Here is a 24,958-nt window from a genome sequence, read left to right on the forward strand (position 1 = left end):
TTAGGACTAATTGGCGAATACAAAATAGGCCTAGATAGAAAGATGTTTTAGAATTTATGATTAGAAAGATCATTTTAAGTATATGTTGTTTTGTTCATGTAGTGTTATTTGCCTTGCCAACAAGCGCCCAGCAAACTGTAGAAGAAATCAATAGGGTGTTAGACCAATGGCACAAGTCCTCGGGTGAGCTAAAGTATGGCCCATTTTTGAATGTTATTGCTTCCGATGGAATCATTATGGGTACTGATCAGAATGAAAGATGGGATAAAGCACATGCTGAGAAGCTTGCCAATCAATATTTCAATCCCAAGAATGCATGGACATACACGTATGACACTAGGCATATCAGCTTCAATGCAGATAGTACCATTGCTTGGTTTGACGAATCTTTTAAGATAAATACCAAGTCCTTTCGAGGTGTAGGCGTATTGAGCAAGCTGGATAATGCGTGGAAGATCCGCCAATACAGTATGTCGGTTTTGGTGCCCTATTCGGATGTGAAAGCTGCGGTAGGCGGAAAGGCTGGCCAGAAAATCCACAGCAATCTCTTATTGGTGATGCTGCTCTTTTTCTTTATGGCCATGTTGTTTGTGCTCAGTCAACGCTTAAAGATCTCTTATCCAATTTTGTTAGTGATTGGAGGACTCGTGATTTCCTTGATTCCGGGTGTTCCCGTCATTAGTGTGGATCCTGATATTGTGTTTATGGTCTTTTTGCCGCCTTTACTTTTTGAAGCCGCCTGGTATACCAATTGGGGTAATTTTTTAAAGTGGCGAAGGTCTATTTTTATCATGGGCTTCGGTCTGGTTTTCTTCACATCCTTGGCCATTGCCTACTTTTCAGTGAGTATTATTCCCGGATTTACCTTGGCACTGGGCTTTTTGCTGGGCGGGATCATCTCGCCTCCCGATGCTGTTGCGGCGAGTTCAGTATTGAAAGGTATCAGTATTCCTAAACGGGGAATAGCGATATTGGAAGGAGAAAGCCTGGTCAATGATGCTGCCTCACTCACTGTATTTCGATTTGCATCGATCGCAATCCTTACGGGCCAGTTTGTAATGACCAATGCGGCGACGCAATTTCTTGTATTATCGGTGATGGGCGTTGTGGTTGGCCTGGTCATCGGCCACATCCTCTATTTCTTCTTAAAATATGTGGCGAAATCGTCCAGCATATCAACACCTATTACCCTCATCGCACCCTACTTAATGTATATTGTCGCAGAACATTTTGAATGGTCGGGCGTTTTGGCAGTGGTAAGTGGTGGATTGTTTCTTTCTTTTCGGGCAGGGGATTATCTCAACTATCATACCCGTATTCAAACCAAAGAAGTATGGGCAACAGTAGGCTTTCTCTTAAATGGATTCGTCTTTATTTTGATTGGGCTTGAGTTACCCGTAATTATTAATGGATTGGGCGAATATTCGATGGCGGAGGCCATTGATTATGCGCTGGCAATCGCCGTGATCGTCATTATTTTGCGATTGATTGCAGTGTATCTCTCGGCTTTTGTTCCTAGAATATTATTTAAGCGGATTCGGATAAAGGAAAAAAGCCCGGGATGGAAACTGCCCTTGGTTATTGGCTGGGCAGGAATGCGAGGAGTGGTTTCGTTGGCATCAGCTTTGGCGATTCCATTGACTTTATATGATGGGACAGCTTTCCCGCACCGTAATCTGATTTTGTTCATTACGTTTGTCGTTATTTTGGTGACGCTTGTCTTTCAGGGGCTAACATTACCCTTTTTAATTAAGCTGATAAAGATGGAAGATGTCGAGGAGCAAGTTTCCATGGAAGAGCAGATTGATGAGATTCGCTTACGCCTTGGTAAAGAATCCATTGCCTATTTGGATAAGCACTATGCACAGGAAATGTTGGAGTATGAAACCATCGCCCGCGTTAAAGAGCAGATCATCCGAAGTGTAAATGCATCCGAACGTGCAAAAGAAGAGGATACACGTGCGCAGCTTTCGGCAGTGAGAGGACTGTATAATAAAATTATGCTGGAACTTCTGGCCTTACGTCGTGATGGATTGTATAAGATCAAAGAAAGTAAGGCGTACGATAGCGATGTCATCAGAGAAATGGAATATTCGCTAGATCTGGAAGAATCGCGTTTGTCGCGTAAGTAATAGCTATTCATACCATGTCACGGGATTATGCCCGAAAGGGCAAGACATCATGTTGCGAGCAATAGCGAAGTTAACTTACATTGTTAACTTCGCTATTTTTCCTTTATCACCGGCCAGATATATGGCGTTGCCTCTTTTGGCTTTTTGAACAGCATTGAAGCTTTCCTTTCCAATCGCTATCCAGTTTTTACCACCGTCAGTCGACAAGTCTGTGCCCGAAGTACCCGTGCTGATCAGTTGTTTTTTTGAGCAATAAACAACAGCGGATTTAAATCCATTGGGCGCTGTCTGTGGTGCAAACCAGGTTTTACCACCATCGTTGGTCAGAAAGCTGTTTCTGTCCTTGTTGGTGTCTTCTTTGTAATCTCCGCCAACGACAATTCCGGTCGTTGCGGAATAGAAAGCAATAGAAAAGGGGCCGGTGCTATTTTTTCCCTGCAGGATCGGGCAGCTGTAACGTGCCCATGTGTTGCCCTGGTCGTCGCTGCGATAGATATTGGAAACTGTACCCCCAGTGGCAATCCAGTATGTTCCTTTGTTGTTGCAGTAAATGGATGTCCCGCTAGCAGCAAAACCAGCTTCTCCATCAGTTATTGAAAAGGGCATGTTTGCCGTGATGTCTTTCCATGACGCTCCAAAATCGACACTTTTTAATAGCGGCATTTTGCCTTGAATGGCATCACCGAAAGCAATACCCACACCTTCTGATGTAAATGCCATGCCGTCATAAAATATTGCTGGTCGCTTGTCACTGAAAACCTCCTTCCAGCTTCGGCCGCCGTCGCTGGTACGTAAGATGATGGCCGGGGAACCCGCAGAAATAACGATGGCTTCATTTTCATCAAACGCTTCAATATCTCTAAAGTCTGTTTTTTCATAGCCAATTGGGTTGACCCACTGCCAGTTTTTTCCAGCATCTGTACTGAGCCCAACGGTGCCATTGCTACCGCTCACCCATACGGTCTCATCATCGACGACGCTTAGCCCTCTGTAGCTGCTGTTACGCTCCTGATTGACCAAGCTAAGTATTGCCTGTTGCGCTGTAAGCGGGTTTAGCCAGAAAATTTGAATAATAAAGACCAGAAATAAAGGTTTCATGTTTAACTATTTATTTAAACAAATCTACTTGTCTTTTCGATACTTTCCGTTGTTTTTTTAAGATTGTTTTACGGAGCTGCAGAAAGCCAACGGTCATTTTTCGGCGCGATTTGAAATATGGAATACTTAAAACGACCAATAAAGCAATGCAGGCTGATGTGCCCAGCGCGCCACCATACCCGGCAAAAAACTTGCTTGTGTTGAGCAGGATCGTTGTAAAGATAATACCGGCAAGGGCCAAACCGAAATAGGTTGATAACTGGTTTTTGGAAACCATGCCTATAAATGAGGCCCCAATAAAAACCGGAGGAATATATTGAGCCAGATACGGCGTCACAGTTTGTGGGAAAAAATGAAGAAAGCCGGCGACAAGCAATGTCAGCAATGCCGAGGAACGTACCGCACCTTGATTAAACTTGGTATTGACGTAGTAGGTCGCCGTGCTGGCGATCACACCTACGAGGTATAAAATGAATGTTTCCATATTACTTAAAAAGATATAACAGCAGGTAGGTCAATGAAACACCAAGAAAGGCCAATGTGCCTAATTTACCGCCGACCCCATTCAATAGACTTTTCGATACTATCAGAAAAATCGCTGTAAAAACGCTGGCGGCCAGAACAAACGAGAAGCCATGAGCTACCTGCGCATTGGACATGCCTACAAATGCACCGCAATAAATTGCCGCCGGAAGATGAGGGAGATACGTTGAATCTTTATGGATATTGGGTATGAAGGAGCCTAGTGTACCTGTGAGTGCTGCGCCCAAGACCGGACCTAACCCAAATGTATGATTGAAATAGTAAGAAATAATCGCTCCTACAGGCACCCAAACGGCAATTCGGATGGACTCATATTCATGTTTATGATGATGAATAGGCGAACGAAGGTAACTGTATAAAATAAGTAAGGAGAGTAGACCTATAAAAGCCAGTATAAGATAAGAACTTCTATTTTCTACAAAGATGGCCAATAAAAAAAGGGCCTGAATGACAAATAATAAGCAGATGCTTGCTGTCCTAAATTTGTGCCGGGCTCGCATTTAAAAAAATTTAGACAAAGGTAGGGATTATTTGTCTATTCTATGAGTAGATTTTCTTTTTATTAAGACAGGATCAAGAACAATTTGCTCGATCGTTTCATAAGGACTTTTTTGTTTGACCATTTTCAAAAATAACTTTGCGCATTCTTCCCCCATTTTGTTGGCCTGTTGGTCTATACTGGATAGTGTGGGGGTAATGAAGGAGGAAAAGGTCTGGTTTGCAAAACCGATAACACCCGTTGCTGGAATATCAATATGGGCAGCTTTTAAAGCTTGGATAATCCCTACAGCTGTAAAGTCATCGCCTCCAATGAAGGCATCCGGTTGGATGGCAGATTGTAGAATCTGTTCCGTGCCTTTGATGCCGGCTTCAATGGATAAGTCGCCGCGGATAATAAAATCTTTGCGCGGTGAAATGTTCGCATCCTTTAATGCGGCTTCGAAACCGAGGAACCGATCCTGGAAAATTGCGATCTCTTTGTCAGTTGTAATAAAGGCTATATTTTTGTATCCCTCTTCCAGTAGATGCTGTGTTGCAAGATAACCCGCTTTATAATCGTCGAGTTTTACGACGGGTGCAGGAATATTTTTGTGGGTACGGTCAAACACAACAAGGCATTTGCGCTGGTTGATCACTTCCTGAAAGTGCTGTGTTTCTTGGGTTTCCAGAGACAGAGACGCAATGATACCAGCTACCTGCGCTTCGAGTAAAGTTTTTACGCCATTGACCTCGTCCGCAAAAGATTCATTCGACTGATAGAGCAATAAACTATAATTGTGTTTCTTTAATTCTTTTTCAATGCTGTGTACGGCTTCCGCAAAAAAATGAATTTGCATCGTTGGTACAATCACTCCGATGGTATTGGACTTGCCCGAAGAAAGGGACGAGGCCAGCTTATTGACACTATAATTTAATTCCTTTGCCTTTTCCAGCACTATTTTTCGTGTAGACTCACTGATGGTAGGCACATTGTTCAATGCGCGGGATACAGTGGAGACTGTTACTCCTAGCTCACGGGCGATATCGTAAATGGTTGTTTTTTTATTCACGCTCCAAAGTAAATAATTTTATTAATATTTTGAAAATTCAGAAACATGTCCTACTTTTATGCAACCGGTTGCAAAATGGATGCCGCCGGCGTTTTTTATAACCAATTAGAATTAATTACCATGTATTTGTTAGGTATAGATGTAGGTACTTCTTCTGTGAAAGTTTCAATTGTTGAAGCCTCTTCGCAACGCAAGGTGTGCTCGGTGCAATATCCAGATGTAGAAGCTCCAATAATTACTGTCGAACCCAATTGGGCTGAACAGAATCCGCTCGACTGGTGGGATTACTTCAAACAGGCTTTATTGAAAGCTAATGCATTGGGACTTTACGATCCTAAAGCAATTTCAGCCATTGGAATTGCTTACCAGATGCACGGATTGGTTGTCGTTGATAAAGAGCAGCAGGTGCTACGCAATGCAATTATCTGGTGCGACAGCAGGGCTGTTGAATTGGGTAATATCGCTTTTGAAGAAATCGGGCGGTCTTTTAACTTAAGCCATCATTTGAATTCTCCAGGTAATTTTACGGCGTCAAAGTTGGCCTGGGTCAAAGCAAATGAGCCTGCGGTTTACGAAAAGATAGACAAGATTATGTTGCCGGGAGATTTTATAGCGATGAAGCTGTCGGGACAAGTGACCACCTCCATATCGGCGCTTTCGGAAGGTATATTCTGGGATTTTAAAGCTAATGTTCTGTCGCGGACAATCATGGACTATTATGGTTTTGATGATGATCTCATTCCCGAGATCTTACCTGTCTTTTCAACACATGGTCAGATTAAAGCTACTGTGGCCGAGGAACTCGGTCTGTCTGCTGCTGTGACCATCAATTATAAAGCCGGTGATCAACCTAATAACGCGCTTTCGCTCAATGTGCTACAGCCTGGAGAAGTTGCTGCGACCGCAGGTACTTCTGGTGTGATCTATGGGGTCAGCGACCAGCTGATCGCTGACCGCGAATCACGCGTAAATACATTTGCACATGTGAATTATCGCGAGGACGATATCCGAACAGGCGTATTGCTCTGTATCAATGGAACGGGCATTATGAATAGTTGGGGCAGAAAGATGCTAGGGCGTGATTTGTCGTATGAACAGATCAATGCCATGGCGGGAGCTTCCCCCATCGGCAGCAAAGGACTACAGGTTATTCCATTTGGCAATGGTGCCGAACGCATGCTCAATAACCAAACCGTCGGCGCTTCAATCTCAGCAATAGACTTGAACAGACATGAGACCAGCGATATCTTGCGCGCCATACAAGAAGGAATTGCCTACGCATTTCGTTACGGCCTGGATATCATGCGGGAGAACAATCTGTATCCGAATATGATTCGTGCAGGTTATGCCAATTTATTCTTGAGCTCTGTTTTCAGAGAGTCATTTGTAGGGGCTACAAACGTTCCTGTAGAGATTTTCAATCATGATGGAAGTATAGGAGCCGCACTCGGCGCAGGAATAGGAAGTGGGTATTATGCAGATTTTAAAGAAGCCTTTCGTTCATTGAAGCCTGTATATACCGTGGAACCCCAGTTCGTAGCGCAATATGAAGAGCATTATCAACAATGGAAAGAATTATTAAACAAACAAATAAATAGCAATTAAAATGAATGTTATCAAAGGGAAAAAAGAATTTTTCAAAGGCGTAGGCCAAATTCAGTTCGAAGGGAAAGACAGCACAAATCCATTGGCTTTCCGCTATTACAACCCGAAGCAACTTGTCGGGGGAAAGACAATGGAAGAGTATTTTAAATTTGCCTGTTCGTACTGGCATTCGTTCAATGGTAACGGATCTGATCCTTTTGGCGGACCGACACATCAATTTCCATGGGATGAAAGCAGCGACGTAATCAGCAGAGCAAAAGATAAAATGGATGCGGCCTTCGAATTTATCAGTAAAATTAATATACCTTATTACTGCTTCCACGACGTAGATTTAGTGGATTATTCGGATAATGTCGTTGAAAATGAAAAACGCCTGTCCACTATTGTTGATTATGCAAAGGAAAAACAACAGGAAAGCGGTATCAAATTGCTTTGGGGAACAGCCAATCTTTTTAGCCATAAGCGTTATATGAATGGGGCGGCGACTAATCCTGATTTTCATGTTCTAGCACATGGTGGCGCTCAGGTGAAGGCAGCATTGGATGCAACAATTGCCCTCGGCGGTGAAAACTATGTGTTCTGGGGCGGAAGAGAGGGGTATATGAGCCTTTTAAATACCAATATGAAACGCGAGCAGGAACACCTTGCGCAGTTTTTGCACATGGCCAAAGATTATGCCCGCAAAAACGGCTTTAAAGGAACTTTCTTTATCGAACCCAAACCATGTGAACCGACAAAACATCAGTACGATTACGATGCGGCTACCGTACTTGGTTTCTTACGTCAGTATAATCTTTTGGACGATTTTAAATTAAATTTAGAAGTCAACCACGCGACATTGGCCGGACATACTTTTCAACACGAGTTACAGGTCGCTGTAGATGCCGGTAAATTAGGTTCTATTGATGCCAACCGCGGTGATTATCAAAATGGATGGGATACGGATCAATTTCCAAATGATATCAATGAGTTGACGGAAGCGATGTTGATTATTTTAGAGGGTGGCGGACTCCAAGGTGGAGGTGTGAATTTTGATGCCAAAATCCGTCGGAATTCCACAGATCCCGAAGATTTGTTTTATGCGCATATTGGTGGGATGGATATTTTTGCCCGCGCATTGCTTACAGCAGATCGTATCCTGCAAGACTCGGAATACAAAAAAATACGGGCAGAGCGTTATGCCTCTTTTGATACCGGCCATGGTGCATCATTCGAAGGACAGGCATTGACATTGGAGAACTTAAGAGATTTAGCAGTAGAATTGGGAGAACCAAAAACGATTAGTGGTAAGCAGGAGTATTTAGAAAATTTGATCAACAGATATATATAGTTCTAAAAATATTTCTATATTAGGCGATCGAATTAAACCAATTACCATTACATGAATAATTATTTAAGCACAAAAGATTACATCGTTTTCCTGATCTACTTTGTCATTGTGGCGGGTTACGGATTATGGGTGTATTATCGCAAGAAATCTGAATCTGTAGGATCTAAAGATTATTTTCTGGCTGAGGGGTCTTTGACCTGGTGGGCTATTGGAGCATCCCTGATTGCATCCAATATATCTGCCGAGCAATTTATCGGTATGAGCGGTTCCGGATTTAAGATGGGATTGGCTATTGCAACGTATGAGTGGATGGCTGCCATCACGCTGATTGTTGTTGCCGTATTTTTTATACCGGTATATCTAAAGAACAAGATTTTTACGATGCCACAGTTTCTCCATAAACGTTATAATGGAACTGTTGCGATGATTATGGCCGTCTTTTGGTTACTGTTATATGTGGTCGTCAATTTGACTTCTATCCTTTATTTGGGGGCAATAGCAGTAAGCAGTATCTCGGGTATCAGTCTTGAAGCGTGTATGTATGCCATAGCAATTTTTGCGGTTATCATTACTTTAGGTGGTATGAAGGTGATTGGCTATACGGATATTATTCAGGTTTTCTTTTTGGTATTGGGCGGTTTGGCGACAACTTATCTCGCCCTCAACCTTGTTTCGGAGCACTATGGCGGATCAGGGGTATTGGAAGGTTATCACTTGATGACCGAAAAGGCTTCCGACCACTTCCATATGATCCTTGATCGTAAAAATGAGAATTACCTCGATTTGCCAGGCTTAACCGTCTTGATCGGAGGGATGTGGATCGTTAATCTCAATTATTGGGGATGTAATCAATACATTACGCAGCGCGCGTTGGGGGCAGATCTTAAAACTGCCCGAAACGGAATTCTGTTTGCAGCATTTTTAAAGTTATTGATGCCTATTATTGTTGTATTGCCGGGTATTGCAGCCTACGTCATGTGGAAAGATGGCTTGTTCCAAAATGAAATGATGCAACATGGTGAGGTCAACCCTGATCATGCGTATCCAGTTTTGTTGAATTTGTTGCCGGCCGGTCTCAAAGGACTGTCTTTCGCCGCATTGACAGCTGCGGTGGTAGCTTCTTTAGCTGGTAAGGCAAACAGTATTGCAACAATCTTCTCCTTGGATATTTACAAAAAAGTATTCAATACCGAAGCATCTGATAAGAAGTTGGTCAATATTGGTAAATTAACTGTTGTGGTTGCCATGATTTTGGGTGTGCTGATTGCTCCACATTTGGGTATTGATAAGAAAGGTGGATTTCAATACATTCAAGAGTACACGGGTTTTGTATCTCCAGGTATTTTTGCGATGTTCATTTTAGGATTCTTCTGGAAGAAAGCAACTTCAAATGCGGCTTTGTTTGCAACAATTGGAGGTTTTATTTTCTCCATTATCTTCAAAAAATTGCCGGATTGGGTCGATCTATCATTCTTGTCATCGACAGGTTTCTCCGTTCCAAATCCAACAACAGGAGTCTACGAGATTCCATTTTTGGATCGAATGGGATTTGTCTTCGTGATCTGTATTGTCGGTATGATTCTCATTAGTATCATCGACAATAAGCGTGGTGTAGTACCCGCTGGATTGGAAGTTGATACCACGATGTTTAAACCACACCGGGCGTTTTTGGTCATTGCCTTGATCGTGGCGCTGTTGGTTACAGCATTATATTCTATTTATTGGTAAACCAATAGTAAATAAGATTTTAAAAACTCCTATCAATCTCGGTTGATAGGGGTTTTTTGTTTGTTTTAAAAATACCTATCTTGGTTTCACTAAAACCATTTCTTAACGAAAGATTGCTTAACGAAAGATTGCTGCTATGAAAAGAAGATGCCCCTTGCTACTGATGACGCTGTTTGGATTGCTTACTACCTGTACGCCGATGCTGAGTTCCGCCCAGCTTACACAGAAACCACCGTTACATGGAAAACATTGGATGGCTATTACGGGTAAGCCTTTGGCAGCTACTGCGGGTGCCCAGCTATTCCAGCAAGGGGGAAATGCGGTGGACGCTGCTTGTGCCATGCTCGCAGCAACCTGTACGATGTGGGATGTATTGAGTTGGGGCGGAGAGACACAAGCGTTAATTTATCATCCGAAGTTAAAAAAGGTGATTGCCATCAATGCATTGGGAGTAGCACCAACTGGAGCGACAGTCGATTTTTTTAGATCAAAGGGCTATGAATTTCCACCGGAATATGGTCCCCTTGCTGCGGTTACTCCGGGTACACCCGGCGGATTGTGCTATATGTTGGCGCAATATGGAACGAAAAGTCTTGCAGAGGTATTAGCTCCTGCTCTTGAAATGGCTTCGGGTTATCCCATTGATGCACAAACAGCAACAAGTATCGAGCGAGGGAAAGACCGTATTAAAGAATGGCCCTACAGTAAAAAGGTGTTTTTAGTGCATGAAGGGAAATCTTGGGAAGCGCCCCAAGCGGGAGAGGTTTTTGTGCAGCAAGATCTGCATAAGACCCTGTCCAAATTGGTAGAAGCGGAAAAGAAGGCGCTAGCAGCGGGAAAAGACAGGAAAGCTGCAATCATGGCTGCCTATGAACGCTTTTATACCGGCGATATTGCAGATGAATTTGTCCGTGGCAGTAAGGAGCAAGGTGGCTTAATCACGAAAGCAGACTTGGCCAATTGGAAACCTATTGAGGAGGAACCATTGCATGTCGATTATAAGGGCATTGACGTGTATAAATTACAAGAATGGACCCAAGGTCCAGCCATGCTGCAGAGTCTGCAGATGCTGAAAAACTTTGATCTAAAGGCAATGGGCTATAATTCTGCTTCTTATATTCATACACTCTATCAGGTGATGAACTTAGCCTTTGCCGATCGGGATTTTTATTATGGTGATCCCTACGGTACACCGAAGACACCTATTCAAGGTCTTTTGCATCAGTCTTACGCTAAGGCGAGGACCACAACCATTGATCTTAAGCAAAATAACCCGAATGTACTTCCTGGAGACCCATACCCCTATGAAGGTAAGCAGAATCCGTATTTGTCGTTACTGGAGCAGCGTCGGCAGCAGTTTGAACCGAACACTGAAGTGAAAAATGATTTTGTCCCTAAACATGACGCACGCTCAAGTTCGTCTGTGAAGGACTTGTCGGCGGCGGCGCTTGTGGCTTCGCTATCCGTTGATAGTGCATATATGGACCGCTTATTACGGGGAACCACCAGCGTTGAGGCAGCAGACGCCGAAGGCTGGGTTGTTTCGATCACACCAAGTGGCGGCTGGCTACCTGCCTGTATCGCCGGGAATACCGGAGTGGGTATGAGTCAGCGTTTACAGAGTTTTGTACTGGATTCACTGATTAATCCGTTCAATGTGGTCGAACCCGGCAAAAGACCGCGTGTAACACTTAGTCCGTCAATGGCTTTAAAAAATGGGAAACCTTACCTTTCTTTTGCCGTGCAGGGCGGAGATACACAAGACCAAAACCTATTGCAGTTTTTCTTGAATATGGTCGAGTTTGGTATGACGCCACAACAAGCCAGCGAGGCTGCCAATATCAATAGCAATCAGCTTTGGCTTTCGCTGGGTGGAACCAAGACCGATGATCGAAAACCACGCTCAGGTAGCCTGCTATTGGATAAAACTACAGCACCGGCAATTATTGAACAATTAAAGGGTATGGGCTACAGTATTCAGCTAGGCGAGCGTACCAGCGGACCGATCAACGCTATTTATTTCGACGAACAGCACCACACGCTTTGGGGGGGTAGTAGCAACAATGGGGAGGATTACGGCATCGGTTGGTAACCTGTACTGTTGTTTAAAAGGCTAGCCTTAAGTTTTGTTATCTCCGGGCTATTTGTTATCTTACCTACTGATCGAAAATTGATTTTTGTTATGGAGGGTAGTGTCAATAAATATTCGTTTGTTTTTCAACCTGATGAAGCTGGTATTGTTTTCGTGGATGGTTTGAAGCGACGCTTACGTGCGTCGTTGGCCGAACTATTTCCCGACAAAAACAAAGGCTGGTACCGCAGTTGTAATGCCAAAGCCCATGTCACGATATGTGCTGTCGAGGCCGAGGAGAGTAAACTGGCCAGGGCTGTCGAGGCTTTGCAGGAAACCTTGGTGTACGAACGGAGCCAGTATGTTTACTTTGATCATTTTTCGTCTTTTTCTGGAGGTGCCTTTGTTATCGCGCCGACGGTACATGCGCGCAGTTACCTTAAGGATCGCGCGAGAAAGGTTGTGCAGACCTTAACGGAGTTTGATTTGATCGATATTAGCGACGAACCTCATATCTCAATCGGGCGGCAGCTTGAGCCAGAATGGCTCGAGATCGCCAAGCAGCAATTCAGATCGGTTGACCTAAGCTTTATGTGCAAGGGTGTTCATGTGCGAGAGTTTAAACCGGATTTAGGCCAGTACGAAACCATCGATTTTATACCATTTGGCAACCAGTCAAAAGAGAATTCTGGCCAGCTCGCATTTAAATTCTAATTATATCACTGTTTAATTGCCAAATCGTTTAAAGCTTTTTATCTTTAAGCCAGACTATAGACGATATTGCACTTACAGTACCTTATGCATTACGACGAATCCCATCATAAATCCCTTTCTGATATCCACGAAAGTGTAGATGTCAATAAAGGAAAATCCAAATTTAAAAAGATACTTAGTTTCTTTGGGCCTGCTTATCTCATTAGTGTAGGATATATGGATCCAGGTAACTGGGCAACGGATCTTGCCGGGGGGAGCCAATTTGGCTATACCCTGATCTGGGTTTTACTGATGAGTAATATCATGGCTTTAGTGCTCCAGAATTTATGTGCACGGCTTGGTATTGTGCGCGGCAAAGATCTTGCGCAGTGTAATCGGGAGACCTATCCTAAGCGGATGAATTTTGTGTTGTATGTGCTCGCTGAAATTGCCATCGCAGCCTGTGACCTGGCCGAAGTGCTCGGTATGGCCATCGGTCTTAACCTACTTTTTGGTATTGATCTGATCTGGGGTGTCATGATCAGTTTTGCAGATACTTTCTTATTGCTTTATCTCCAGAAGCTGGGGATGCGAAAAATGGAACTTTTTATCATAGGACTGATCGCACTTATTGGCATGTGCTTTATGGTGGAAATGTTTTTGGCTAAACCAGATTTTGCAGAGGTGGCCACCGGATTTATACCCAGTATCCCCAATAGTGCCGCACTCTATATCGCTATAGGTATTATCGGTGCAACGGTCATGCCACATAATCTGTATCTGCATTCGGCACTTGTGCAGACACGGAAAATTGATCGCGATGACAGCTCCATCCGAAAATCGTTAAAGTATAATTTTTGGGATAGTGCCATTGCTTTAAATCTGGCATTTCTTGTGAATGCGGCGATTTTGATCCTTGCAGCATCTGTTTTTCATAAGAACGGTAGGCATGACGTGGCCGAACTCGAAGATGCGTATCATCTATTGGGGAATCTTCTCGGAACGGAATGGGCATCGAAATTGTTTGCTGCCGCATTGATTCTCGCGGGGCAGAGCTCTACCGTGACAGGTACTTTAGCTGGCCAGATTGTCATGGAGGGATATCTACGCTTGCGTATTAGCCCCACTCTACGGAGGATTATTACCCGGCTGTTGGCCATTATTCCAGCGATATTGGTTATCCTGATTTCGGGTGAAGGCCGCGTGGGGCAGCTCCTCATCTTTAGTCAGGTCATATTGAGTATGCAACTTGCCTTTGCAGTTATTCCGTTGATCCATTTTGTAAGCGATAAAGTAACCATGGGTGACTATGCAATCAAGCCGTTAACAAAGGCAGTGGCCTGGCTGATTGCTGCCATTATCGCTGTGCTCAATCTGAAATTGGTGTACGACGAAGTGGTCGGCTGGATTGGCGAGGCCAATAATATTGTGGTAACGGTGGTACTGATAATGGGCGCCGTGGGGTTGTTTGCTTTGCTGGTCATGACGGTATTGTATCCAATCTTACTAAAATCTAAAGCGATAGATCTGGAGGTCCATCCTCCATTTGAGGCGTTGCATGTTGAACATAAAGGCTCCTTCAAGAAGGTCGTTATTGCGTTGGACTTTTCAAGTTCGGATCAGAAGATCATTGAATATGCTTTGCAGCTATCTCATAAAGACACCGCGTTTGTCGTGGTACATATTGTTGAGAGCGCCTCTGTAAAATATACCGGAGAGTCGACAGATGATTTCGAATCACGTCAGGACTTAGCGCGTCTGAAATTGTATGCTGACTTTCTTGTGTCGAAAGGGCATCCAACAGCATACGAATTGGGCTATAATAACCGGATCAAGAGTATCGCAGCAGTTTGTGAAAAACATGCAGCTGATCTGTTGGTTGTCGGTAGTCATGGGCACAGCGGTTTGAAAGATTTTATCTTTGGAGAGACAGTCAACAAATTGCGACATGCAGTAAAAGTACCTGTTTTTATTGCGAAATAGGTCGTCAGATGCTGTGACGAACACCCTCTGTCTACTCACTGTAATTTTATTACTTAAAAAGTGAGCCGGTAGATCGCTAAGTGCCAAATAATGCTTACTTTTGCGACATCAAATCAAGATATGAGCGACGCTATTAAACACGAGTGCGGAATCGCACTAATTCGCCTGTTAAAACCCTTATCTTATTATCAGGAAAAATATGGTACGCCATTTTATGGCATCAACAAATTGTACCTATTAATGGAAAAACAGCACAACCGTGGACAAGACGGTGCTGGGATTGCAACCATTAAATTTGATGTAAAACCTGGAAATCGTTACATTTCGCGTTACAGAGCTATGGGCTCAACTGCCGTGGCAGACATATTCGAATATGTGCAGAAAAAATTCGCTTCCGTTCAGAAAGCGTTTCCAGAGGAGTCAAAAGATACCCAATGGTTAAAGGATAATGTAAGTTTTACCGGAGAAGTACTTTTAGGACATTTGCGCTATGGAACACATGGCAAGAACAGTATCGAAAGCTGTCACCCGTTTTTAAGACAAAACAACTGGATGTCTCGTAATTTGGTTGTAGCGGGTAACTTCAACATGACCAATGTGGACGAATTGTTGCAGCAGCTATACGAGTTGGGACAGCATCCGAAAGAAAAGGCAGATACGGTGACTGTTTTGGAAAAAATCGGTCATTTCCTGGATGATGAAAATCAAGATCTATTTGATCAATTCAAAAAAGAAGGTTATTCTAATGTTGAAATCAGCTCTTTGATCGCTAAAAATATTGATGTATCAAAAATTTTGAAGCGTTCGGCCAAAACGTGGGATGGCGGTTACACCATAGCAGGTATCTTTGGCCACGGCGATGCGTTTGTTATGCGCGATCCGGCAGGTATCCGTCCAGCGTTTTATTACCAGGACGAGGAAATTCTGGTGGTCGCATCAGAAAGACCTGTTATCCAGACAGCATTTAATATCCCTATTGGTGCTGTGAAGGAAATTAAACCGGGTCATGCCCTGATTGCGAAAAAAGATGGTACCGTATCCCAAGAGATGTTTAGACAACCCGTAGAACAGCGTTCTTGTTCTTTCGAAAGGATTTATTTCTCCCGTGGATCGGATGCTGATATCTATCAAGAACGTAAAGAATTGGGAAGATTACTGGTACCTCAAGTATTGGAATCTGTCAAAAATAATATCAAAAATACCGTATTCTCATTTATTCCAAATACTGCAGAAGTATCTTACTATGGTTTAATGGATGGTATTAATACCTATGTTCGTGAGTTTCAAAAAGAAACTTTACTGAATCGTTCAGAAAAGATTTCTGATGAAGAGTTGGACGAAATCTTGAGTATTAAACCTCGTTTTGAAAAGCTCAACGTGAAGGATGCCAAGTTGCGTACATTCATTACGCAGGACGCAGACCGTACGGATATGGTGCAGCACGTCTATGATACCACTTACGGTATCGTAAAAGATCATGAAGATACGATTGTTGCCATTGATGACTCGATCGTTCGTGGAACAACACTAAAACAAAGTATTCTAACGATCTTAGACCGTCTGAATCCGAAAAAAATCGTCATTGTTTCTTCTGCCCCGCAGATTCGTTATCCCGATTGTTATGGTATTGACATGTCACGTATGGGTGAATTTGTTGCATTCGAAGCAGCAATCAATCTCTTGAAACAACGTGGTATGGCACATGTTATCGATGAGGTTTATCAGAAGTGTGTGTTGTCGATGACCCAGGATGTCAATGAGATTGAGAATTATGTCAAAGCGATCTATGCGCCGTTTACTGATGAGGAGATCTCAGAAGAAATTGCTCGTATCGTCAGACCGCACCATCTCAAAGCTGAACTGGAGGTTGTGTACCAAACCCTGGACAATTTACACCAAGCTTGCCCAGACCATAAGGGTGATTGGTATTTTTCAGGCGATTATCCTACACCTGGTGGAAACAAGGTTGTCAACAAAGCGTATATGAACTGGATTGAAGGAAAGAATGTGAGAGCATATTTCAGTAATTAAGTTCAAAAATATCATTGGAAGGGATGCATTTATGCATCCCTTTTTTTTATCTTCGTACTCGGAAAATTCTGAATCCTAAATTAAAATACCGATCAATAGCAAAGGGAATTGCTGTCAATAAATAAACCGATCATGAAACATATTTTTAAGAGCCTCTATTTTCAAGTTGTGCTGGGTATACTGTTGGGTATCATCTGTGGAATCTACTACCCTGACTTTGCTGTTAAGCTAAAGCCGTTGGGCGATGCTTTTATAAAACTGATCAAGATGGTCATTGCGCCATTGATTTTCAGTTCCATTGTGATCGGTATCGCTGGAATGCAGGATACAAAAAAAGTGGGGAAAATCGGCTTGACTTCGATTATCTATTTCGAAATTATGACCACGATCGCCCTGCTCATTGGTCTGGTCTTTGTCAATTGGATACAGCCCGGGACCGGGATGAATGCCGATCCGGCAAGCCTTGATGTATCTTCGGTATCCCATTACATTTCAGAGTCCAAAGAACCGCACAGTTTTATGGATTTCATCATCGGAATTATTCCAAGTAACGTCATTGCTGCAGTAGCTTCAGACAACATGTTGCAGGTGCTCGTATTTGCAGTCCTGTTTGGTATTGGTATGACCAAGATAGGGCAAAAAGCGTCCGAGCCTGTGCTCAATGTATTGCAGTCGTTTCTGAAGGTGCTTTTTTCCATTATCAAAATGATCATGTATCTCGCGCCGATTGGCGCAATGGGGGCCATGGGCTTTACGATCGGTAAGTTTGGCATTCAGGCCTTATCTAAACTCGGTATGTTGATGGTGAGTTTCTACCTGACCTGTTTTATCTTTGTGATTATTGTCATCGGAGCAGTATTGTATTTTTATCTCAAGGTAAACGTATTTAAGTTTTTAAAATATATTAAAGAGGAAATTCTGATTGTATTGGGAACTTCGTCCTCCGAGTCGGCATTGCCTGGTATCATGCAAAAGATGGAAGATGCCGGCTGTGCAAAACCTGTCGTCGGGCTGGTCATTCCTACGGGCTATTCTTTCAATCTGGATGGGACAAGTATCTATCTGACGATGGCCGCGGTCTTTATTTCACAGGCGCTCAATATGCACCTCAGCTTGGAACAGGAAATTACGCTATTGTTGGTCCTGCTGTTAACTTCCAAGGGAGCAGCCGGTGTTACCGGAAGTGGTTTTGTTACCCTTGCTGCAACATTACCGGTTGTTGGCCATGTCCCAGTAGAGTCGGTCGCCTTGATCTTTGGCGTAGACCGTTTTATGAGTGAAGCCCGGGCAATAACCAATTTAATCGGAAATTCAGCGGCAACGCTGGTGATTTCTAAATATGAAAACAGTTTGGATGAGGAGATCCTGCACGAAAAGCTGGGCTCAAAAAGATAAAAAAGCCCGGAAAAACATATTTCCGGGCCATTTTTAATCCATGATCATTTGAGAATTGGCTAATTCTCTTTTTTTGTATTTTCTACATCTTGCGCCAAATTGATGGCACCGATTACTTTTTCTTCCAAGAGGGCGAGTTTGATCACCTGAGCCATTTCAGTCACATAGTGGAACTCCATGTCTTTGATATAATCTTCTTTGATCTCCAAAATATCTTTTTCATTCGATTTGCAAAGGATAATATCCTTGATATTTGCGCGTTTAGCAGCAAGAATTTTCTCCTTGATACCGCCAACAGGCAACACCTTTCCACGCAGGGTGATTTCACCTGTCATGGCTAATTTTTCCTTCACTTTGCGTTGCGTAAAGAGCGATGTCAGCGCGGTGAGCATGGTGATACCTGCCGAGGGACCATCTTTTGGAATCGACCCCGCAGGAACGTGAATGTGAATATCCCAATGGTCAAATACACGATAGTCTATTCCGAAATCAGAAGCATGCGCTTTGAGGTATGCCAGTGCAATTGACGCAGATTCTTTCATCACATCGCCCAGATTACCCGTCAGGCTCAAACGGCCTTTTCCCGGACTCAGTGAAGACTCTATAAACAAGATGTCGCCGCCTACAGACGTCCAGGCCAGTCCAGTCACCACCCCAGCCACATTGTTATTTTCATACATGTCCTTATCAAATATCGGCGCACCCAGAATATCGATCAGGTCTTGTTCACTGATATTTGGATTGTAATCTTTTTCCATGACGATACGTGTTGCAATACCACGGACGATGGAACCAATCTTTTTTTCCAATCCACGTACGCCAGACTCACGTGTGTAGTCCTCGATTATTTTTTCGATAATTTTACCTTTTAAGCTGACATTCTTTGAAGCCATCCCATGCATTTCCCGCTGTTTTGGCAAAAGGTGCTTTTTGGCAATTTCGATTTTCTCTTCGATGGTGTATCCATTTACTTCAATAATCTCCATCCGATCCAATAAAGCTGGCTGAATGGAACTCAATGAATTGGCTGTTGCAATAAACATCACTTTGGAAAGGTCAAACTCCATTTCCACATAGTGATCATAGAAATGCGTGTTTTGTTCGGGGTCCAATACCTCCAATAAGGCCGAAGAAGGATCTCCTTTAAAATCTGCACTCATCTTATCGATTTCGTCCAAAATAAAGACAGGGTTTGCTGCCCCGGCTTTTTTCAACGATTGAATGATACGGCCGGGCATTGCTCCGATGTATGTTTTGCGGTGACCTCGGATTTCTGATTCATCGCGTACGCCACCTAGCGCCATGCGAGTATATTTACGGCCCAGTGCTTTGGCGATAGATCTTCCCAACGATGTCTTGCCCACTCCCGGAGGACCTACTAAACAAAGAATAGGAGCCTTCATATCATTTTTTAATTTTAATACCGCAAGGTATTCAATGATACGTTTTTTTACTTTCTCCAGTCCGTAATGGTCTTTATCGAGTACTTTTTGTGCTTTGTTTAAGTCAAAATTATCTTTTGTTGTTTCATTCCAGGGCAGGTCCAAAAGAAGCTCAAGGTAATTGAGCTGTACCGAATAATCTGCAGCAGCAGGGTTAATGCGGGAGAGCTTCTCCAGTTCCTTTGTAAAATGTTTTTCAACTTCAAGACTCCACTTCTTTGACTTACCGCGTTTTTTAAGCTCTTCTAATTCAAGATCAGGCGTATTTCCGCCCAGCTCTTCCTGAATCGTTTTCAGCTGTTGGTTTAAGAAATAATCGCGTTGCTGTTTGTCAAGATCCACACGTACTTTATTCTGAATCTGGTGCTTTAGTTCCAGCATCTGGATTTCAGTAGTCAACAGCTCCAATAAAAGTTTGGCGCGGTTTTCTACTTTTGGTATTTGAAGCAGCTCCTGTTTCCTTGTCATTTCGACATTGATATTCGACGAAATGAAGTTGATCAGAAAAGAAGGGCTTTCAATATTTTTGATAGCAATACCAGCTTCACTCGGTAAGTTTGGCGACAGTTGGATGATCTGCAGCGCCATTTCTTTTAAAGTGGAAATTGTCGCTTTGAAGTGCTTGGTCATCTTCGGCTTTGCCTCGTTGAATTTCTCGACGCGTGCCTTTAAATAAGGCTCAGTTTCGACAATTTCCAACAAGTTGAACCGTTGTTTTCCCTGGATGATGACGGTGGTATTACCATCAGGCATTTGGAGTACTTTAATGATATGAGCTACCGTGCCCACTTTATTTAATTCTTCAAATCCTGGATCCTCAACGGTCATATCCTTTTGAGAAACGACACCGATAGTCTTGCTGCCCTTATAGGCTTCTTTGACCAATTTGATGGATTTATCTCTACCGACGGTAATTGGAATAACAACCCCGGGAAATAATACGGTATTACGTAAAGGCAAAATTGACAATGCTTCTGGAATTTCAGCATTCGCCATATTATCTTCATCCTCTTGCGTAAGTAAGGGAAAGAATTCGGTATCCTCTGCAACGATTGGAATTGCTTGACTGAAATCAAAAGTTTCGAATTTGCTCATAGTGTTTATTTTGTGTATTTGGCAGTCGCTGACATGTTGACGGCAGACTTTCAAATTTTAAGCTTCTAATAATGTTTCTCCTGTAATGCAAGGGGAGTGCCAATTGCTAGAAGTCAGCAAAATTACAAATCTATTTTCCAGAATAGGAAAAAAAGGCAGGTTAAATAAAATTTATCTGCCATTTATTGGAGAAATAGGCATAATAATTGTAATATTGGAATGTGAAAAAGCACTGATGGCAGTTTCTGATGTTAGGGAAATGGCACGGAAGCTATTTTCAGAGACGTAGAAAGGATCGCAGGCGATCATTATGAAGTGAATATAAAAAAGTAACTATTTAGATATGAATTTAAAATCATTTAAATTGGGTTTGTTTACTGGGGTTTTTGCCTTAGTTGCTTTTAGCGCAAATGCACAACAACCAAAACAGGCCGAACATAGCAACGCTAATGTGAGAATGGGGCAAAAAGCTCTTTTGGATGGTGATTTCAAGAATGCCGAGTCATACTTGACAAAAGCACTGCCTCAAGAAGGAAAAGATCCGGATGTATTATATATGTTGGGTTATTCCCAGTTTCAAAATGGTGACTATAAAAAATCAGCAGAAACTTTTGGTAAAGTCGTTGCGTTAAATGGTAAAAATGCCAATGCTTTATATTTCAAAGCAAAAGCAACTAACAACCTTGCCGTTCAATCGGCAAATAAAGCTTCAGTGGCAAATAAAGAACAGTTATTGAAAGGCGCTATCGAAGATTATACAAAAGCAATTGCCATTACACCAAACGATTCCAAATTTTATCAAAATAGAGCGATTGCTAATCGTGACTTAGGTATTTTGATTGGCACAGCAGGCACGCCAAACTATAATAAGGCGATGGCAACCGATGCCTATAATAATGCGATCAAAGATTATGAAAAAGTATTAAGCTTTGATTCGTCTAAGAAAGACATCCAAACCGAAATCAAAAAAGCAAAAGTATATAGAGATAATTTAAAATAGTATCACTAGTACGTATAGAGAGGGAATTCCAGAAGGGATTCCCTTTTTTTTTGTCTAAAATTTTACCGCATTATGGGGTAAAAATAAATTGGTCCACTATTTTTTATTTATCAATATAAAAACGAAAGACGGTGTTATTCTGTTATTATTCTAAATCAAAAAAGGAATAAGTATGGAAACGAATCGATTGTCAAAAGAAATGCAAGAAACTTTAATCAAGCAAATGACTAAGGAAGCTGAAGCAGCACAGATTTATTTGGCATTAGGGGTCTGGGCAGATGATCAGGGTTATGGTGGAGTGGCCAATTTCCTGTATAGACATGCACAGGAAGAGCGTAACCACATGACAAAGATTATGGGGTATATTCTGGAGCGGGGTGGCCGGCCAAGAATTGAAGCCATTGCACAACCTCCAGCAGATCCGCAAACGTTGACAGAATGTTTTAACCGTGTTTTCAAACACGAAGTAGATAATACCGAAGCGATTTATAACATCGTCAATCTAGCGATGGCGGAGAAAGATTGGGCAACGTGGAATTTTGCACAATGGTTTGTGAAAGAACAGATCGAAGAAGAGAAGCTAGCGCTTGAATTGATTGATAAATTGAAAATTGCCGGTGGAGACCGTGCTTCGGACGAATCATTATTTGCTTTAGATTCTTCTTTGGAAGCTATGCCAGACGAAGTGACGCTAGCAAGAGAAGCAACTGCTGACGATCCTAAATAACACTAAACTGTATAAAAAAAATGAGGAATCCTTTTTAGGGATTCCTCATTTTTTTTATTTGATGTTAAGCGGTAGATAGACACCCAATGTGATGTTTCTGCCCATATTGTAGACGCCAAAATTAGGATCTTCTTGCGATAGCCTACCCGGGCGCAATCGGCTTAAGGCATCGTAATAACGCTTGTTGGTAAGATTGGATGCCGCTGCAAATATTTTCAGTTGCTGCTGCCCGAAGCGCAATGTCGTGCCGATTCCAGCATTCAACAATGTGTATCCGTTTGCTGGCGTTTCGAAGGTTTCGTCAATTCGGCTCTGTTTAAAATAATTGTCTAGCCCCACAGATAAGTAGAAGGCATTTAATCCGCTTACTTTAGGTTCAAGGCGCAGCGTATTGTGCACAACGCCAGCTGGAATCAATGCCAATGGTCTGTCAAAGGTTGTATTCTGTGCATGCGTATAACTAAACGTGTTGTCTAGGTGAATCCAGTTCAACAAATGAAAATTCAAGCTTCCTTCAACACCATATAGATTGGCATTGACCTGTCCATAACGGTATACGTCATAGGTATGAGAATCGCCATCTTCGCCAACCACAGTTTTTGTATCCCCTTTTGTTGCCGAGGCATATATAAAGTTGTGAATATAATTTTCGTAGATTCCGATACTTCCGGTAACGATACTATGGCCAAACTCCAGTGTCGCATCCGCTTGATAACTTCTTTCGGGTTTTAGGTTCTCATTACCGACTTCATACCGCGAAGTACCCTCATGAACACCATTGGAGCCAAGCTCTGCGGGGTTGGGTGCTCTAAATGCTGAGCCCGCATTTGCTTTAAAATTCAGATCCTCATTGAAAATATGCGTATAACCAAGGGCACCACTGACATTACTGAAGCTATTTTTAAAACCAGGAAATTGCTCTTCATCTTCAACAAACAGCTGTTTGCCTTTGTTGTTGACATAGTCATAGCGTAAACCGACATTAAACGTGTTTTCGCCCCAGCTTTTCTTCGCATAACCAAAAGCTCCCAATTCCAGCTGGTCATAGGCTGGGATTAAGAACTCGGTCCCTTTATTTACACTGTGTTCCTGACTGGCACTAATACCAAATACATGTTGCCAGCCGTTTCTTTCACTTAAAGAATACTTGGCATCGAGGGAATAGGTGTTGAGGTCAAAGAACAGGGATGGGGTCGCTTCTTCTAATTCTCGACGTTGATTCTTTTGGTAGCCCAAGTCAAGTTTTAAATTTCCCGATCCGACAACGAAGCTGTTGTTGAGGGCCAATTTATAGTGACGGATGTCCTGTTTGGGAAAATCCAATGTACGGCTTTTAGCGTTTGTGTACAGCGGGTCACCCGGTTCGGCATCGTAAAAGCCGATGTTATTTTTTAGGTAAGAAAAATTAAGGTGCGAATAGCCCCATTGCTTGTTTAGCCCGAGCATACCGCTTAAATTGCTGTTGTTAAAGCCGCTATTGCCGTATCTTCCTGCAGGGGTATTATAAGAATACGCATTCTGATACGATCCACGGCCACGCCATACGAAGCCATTTTCATTACCTGTTAGCATAACCGAGCTATTGGTCAGCCCATTGTTGGTCGCATAGCTTGTCAGTAATTCACCTTTAATATGCCCCTCAGTAGGAACATTAGGTTCCAGTACATTGATCACACCACCGATGGCATCAGATCCGTACATCAATGAAGCTGCCCCACGTAAAATCTCGACACGGTCGGGTTGATTTTGGTCTATTTCAATGCCATGTTCGTCGCCCCATTGCTGTCCCATCTGTTTTACCCCATCGCTTACCGTGACGACACGATTATACCCCAGACCCCTTATAATAGGCTTTGAAATTCCTTGTCCCGTTGTGATCTGACTTAGTCCGGGAACTTGCCGGGCGAGTGCATCAATAAGATTTGTTCCATTTCCTTGCAACTCATCTTTGGAAATAACAGCTACTGAGGTGCTGTTGCGACGGCTCTGAGAAGTGACCAGTGTGCCTGTAACGACTACTTCATTCGTTTCAATAATACTTTCTGTCAAGGAAAAATCAAGGGAAAGATTTTCCGAAGTTAAATCGACGGCCTTGACAACCGACTGATAACCCAAAAAACGGACCTCAACCAAGTAGCGTCCACTTGCAGGAAGAGATTTAAAGCTATAATGACCTTGTTGGTCTGATGCCGTGCTCGAACGAAGCTGCTGCAGTGATATGGTAGCACCAGCAATTGGCAGGTTGGTTTTGGCATCCGTTACTTTACCGCTAATTGTTGAGGCAAGCGCCGGAAGTATGGAGCAATAGGAGACAAGCATAAAAATGCAGCCTATAATTTTAAGTTTCATCTGTACTATAATTTCTACGTATGTAATATCAGCGGTACAAACGACAAAGCTTAAGTCAGCTACCAAGGCGTTGCTGTGCCAAGGTTGAACCGATAGCTGGTCGTATGGATCGTTGGATTGTTGAATTGTAAAGACCCCTATAGAGGCCTTGCAGCAATAGTGGTCAGCTTACGTTGATAGGCACTA

17 protein-coding genes are annotated in these 24,958 nt (G+C 42.8%); 11 read left to right on the top strand and 6 right to left on the bottom strand.

Annotation, left to right across the window (positions count from 1 at the left end; translation table 11 throughout):
* Positions 1 to 56 precede the first annotated feature (56 nt).
* On the top strand, positions 57 to 2,132 hold the full coding sequence (locus tag B2107_RS00255; RefSeq protein WP_293952008.1) for a Na+/H+ antiporter: 2,076 nt from the start codon (positions 57 to 59) through the stop codon (positions 2,130 to 2,132).
* 75 nt (positions 2,133 to 2,207) lie between these two features.
* On the opposite strand, the gene B2107_RS00260 is transcribed toward B2107_RS00255, so the two are convergent.
* Genes B2107_RS00260 through B2107_RS00275 form a run of 4 tightly spaced genes read right to left on the bottom strand, consistent with a single transcriptional unit; the run spans position 2,208 to position 5,323 of the window.
* On the bottom strand, positions 2,208 to 3,230 hold the full coding sequence (locus B2107_RS00260; protein WP_293952010.1) for a WD40/YVTN/BNR-like repeat-containing protein: 1,023 nt from the start codon (positions 3,228 to 3,230) through the stop codon (positions 2,208 to 2,210).
* Positions 3,231 to 3,240: 10 nt separating this feature from the next.
* Entirely contained in the window at positions 3,241 to 3,714 is a 474-nt protein-coding gene (locus B2107_RS00265) for a hypothetical protein (RefSeq protein ID WP_293952012.1), read from the bottom strand.
* Between the two features lies 1 nt (position 3,715).
* Complete coding sequence (locus B2107_RS00270; protein WP_293952014.1) at positions 3,716 to 4,273, bottom strand: hypothetical protein; 558 nt, start codon at positions 4,271 to 4,273, stop codon at positions 3,716 to 3,718.
* Between the two features lie 27 nt (positions 4,274 to 4,300).
* Entirely contained in the window at positions 4,301 to 5,323 is a 1,023-nt protein-coding gene (locus B2107_RS00275; protein WP_293952016.1) for a LacI family DNA-binding transcriptional regulator, read from the bottom strand.
* Positions 5,324 to 5,443: 120 nt separating this feature from the next.
* On the opposite strand from B2107_RS00275, the gene B2107_RS00280 reads away from it, so the two are divergent.
* The 8 genes from B2107_RS00280 (at position 5,444) to dctA (ending at position 18,159) form a co-directional block, all read left to right on the top strand.
* Positions 5,444 to 6,928, top strand: coding sequence for a xylulokinase (locus B2107_RS00280; RefSeq protein ID WP_293952314.1), 1,485 nt, complete (start codon positions 5,444 to 5,446; stop codon positions 6,926 to 6,928).
* A gap of 1 nt (position 6,929) precedes the next feature.
* On the top strand, positions 6,930 to 8,258 hold the full coding sequence (gene xylA / locus B2107_RS00285; RefSeq protein WP_293952018.1) for a xylose isomerase: 1,329 nt from the start codon (positions 6,930 to 6,932) through the stop codon (positions 8,256 to 8,258).
* Positions 8,259 to 8,309: 51 nt separating this feature from the next.
* Positions 8,310 to 9,986 (top strand): sodium/sugar symporter, encoded by a 1,677-nt coding sequence (locus B2107_RS00290; protein WP_293952021.1) that lies wholly within the window; start codon positions 8,310 to 8,312, stop codon positions 9,984 to 9,986.
* Between the two features lie 136 nt (positions 9,987 to 10,122).
* A complete protein-coding gene (locus B2107_RS00295; RefSeq protein ID WP_293952023.1) occupies positions 10,123 to 12,078 on the top strand; it encodes a gamma-glutamyltransferase family protein in 1,956 nt (651 codons plus the stop codon).
* 90 nt (positions 12,079 to 12,168) lie between these two features.
* Positions 12,169 to 12,771: a 2'-5' RNA ligase family protein gene (locus B2107_RS00300; protein ID WP_293952026.1), complete on the top strand. Its 603-nt coding sequence runs from the start codon at positions 12,169 to 12,171 to the stop codon at positions 12,769 to 12,771.
* A gap of 84 nt (positions 12,772 to 12,855) precedes the next feature.
* Entirely contained in the window at positions 12,856 to 14,733 is a 1,878-nt protein-coding gene (locus B2107_RS00305) for an Nramp family divalent metal transporter (protein WP_293952028.1), read from the top strand.
* A gap of 120 nt (positions 14,734 to 14,853) precedes the next feature.
* On the top strand, positions 14,854 to 16,764 hold the full coding sequence (locus tag B2107_RS00310; RefSeq protein ID WP_293952031.1) for a class II glutamine amidotransferase: 1,911 nt from the start codon (positions 14,854 to 14,856) through the stop codon (positions 16,762 to 16,764).
* A gap of 132 nt (positions 16,765 to 16,896) precedes the next feature.
* Positions 16,897 to 18,159 carry a C4-dicarboxylate transporter DctA gene (dctA, locus tag B2107_RS00315; RefSeq protein ID WP_293952034.1) on the top strand — a complete coding sequence of 421 codons (1,263 nt, stop codon included), beginning with the start codon at positions 16,897 to 16,899 and terminating at the stop codon, positions 18,157 to 18,159.
* 59 nt (positions 18,160 to 18,218) lie between these two features.
* Here dctA and lon read toward each other — a convergent pair whose 3' ends face one another.
* Positions 18,219 to 20,696 (bottom strand): endopeptidase La, encoded by a 2,478-nt coding sequence (gene lon, locus B2107_RS00320; protein WP_293952037.1) that lies wholly within the window; start codon positions 20,694 to 20,696, stop codon positions 18,219 to 18,221.
* A gap of 343 nt (positions 20,697 to 21,039) precedes the next feature.
* On the opposite strand from lon, the gene B2107_RS00325 reads away from it, so the two are divergent.
* On the top strand, positions 21,040 to 21,696 hold the full coding sequence (locus B2107_RS00325; RefSeq protein WP_293952039.1) for a tetratricopeptide repeat protein: 657 nt from the start codon (positions 21,040 to 21,042) through the stop codon (positions 21,694 to 21,696).
* 172 nt (positions 21,697 to 21,868) lie between these two features.
* Positions 21,869 to 22,423, top strand: a complete 555-nt coding sequence (locus B2107_RS00330; protein ID WP_293879461.1) for a ferritin — start codon at positions 21,869 to 21,871, stop codon at positions 22,421 to 22,423.
* 54 nt (positions 22,424 to 22,477) lie between these two features.
* Here B2107_RS00330 and B2107_RS00335 read toward each other — a convergent pair whose 3' ends face one another.
* The gene (locus B2107_RS00335; protein WP_293952042.1) at positions 22,478 to 24,772 is read right to left on the bottom strand and encodes a TonB-dependent receptor; all 2,295 of its coding nucleotides are present in this window, start codon (positions 24,770 to 24,772) and stop codon (positions 22,478 to 22,480) included.
* Between the last annotated feature and the right edge of the window lie 186 nt (positions 24,773 to 24,958).

Source organism: Sphingobacterium sp. UBA7855, from assembly GCA_002500745.1.
Taxonomy (GTDB): Bacteria; Bacteroidota; Bacteroidia; order Sphingobacteriales; family Sphingobacteriaceae; genus Sphingobacterium.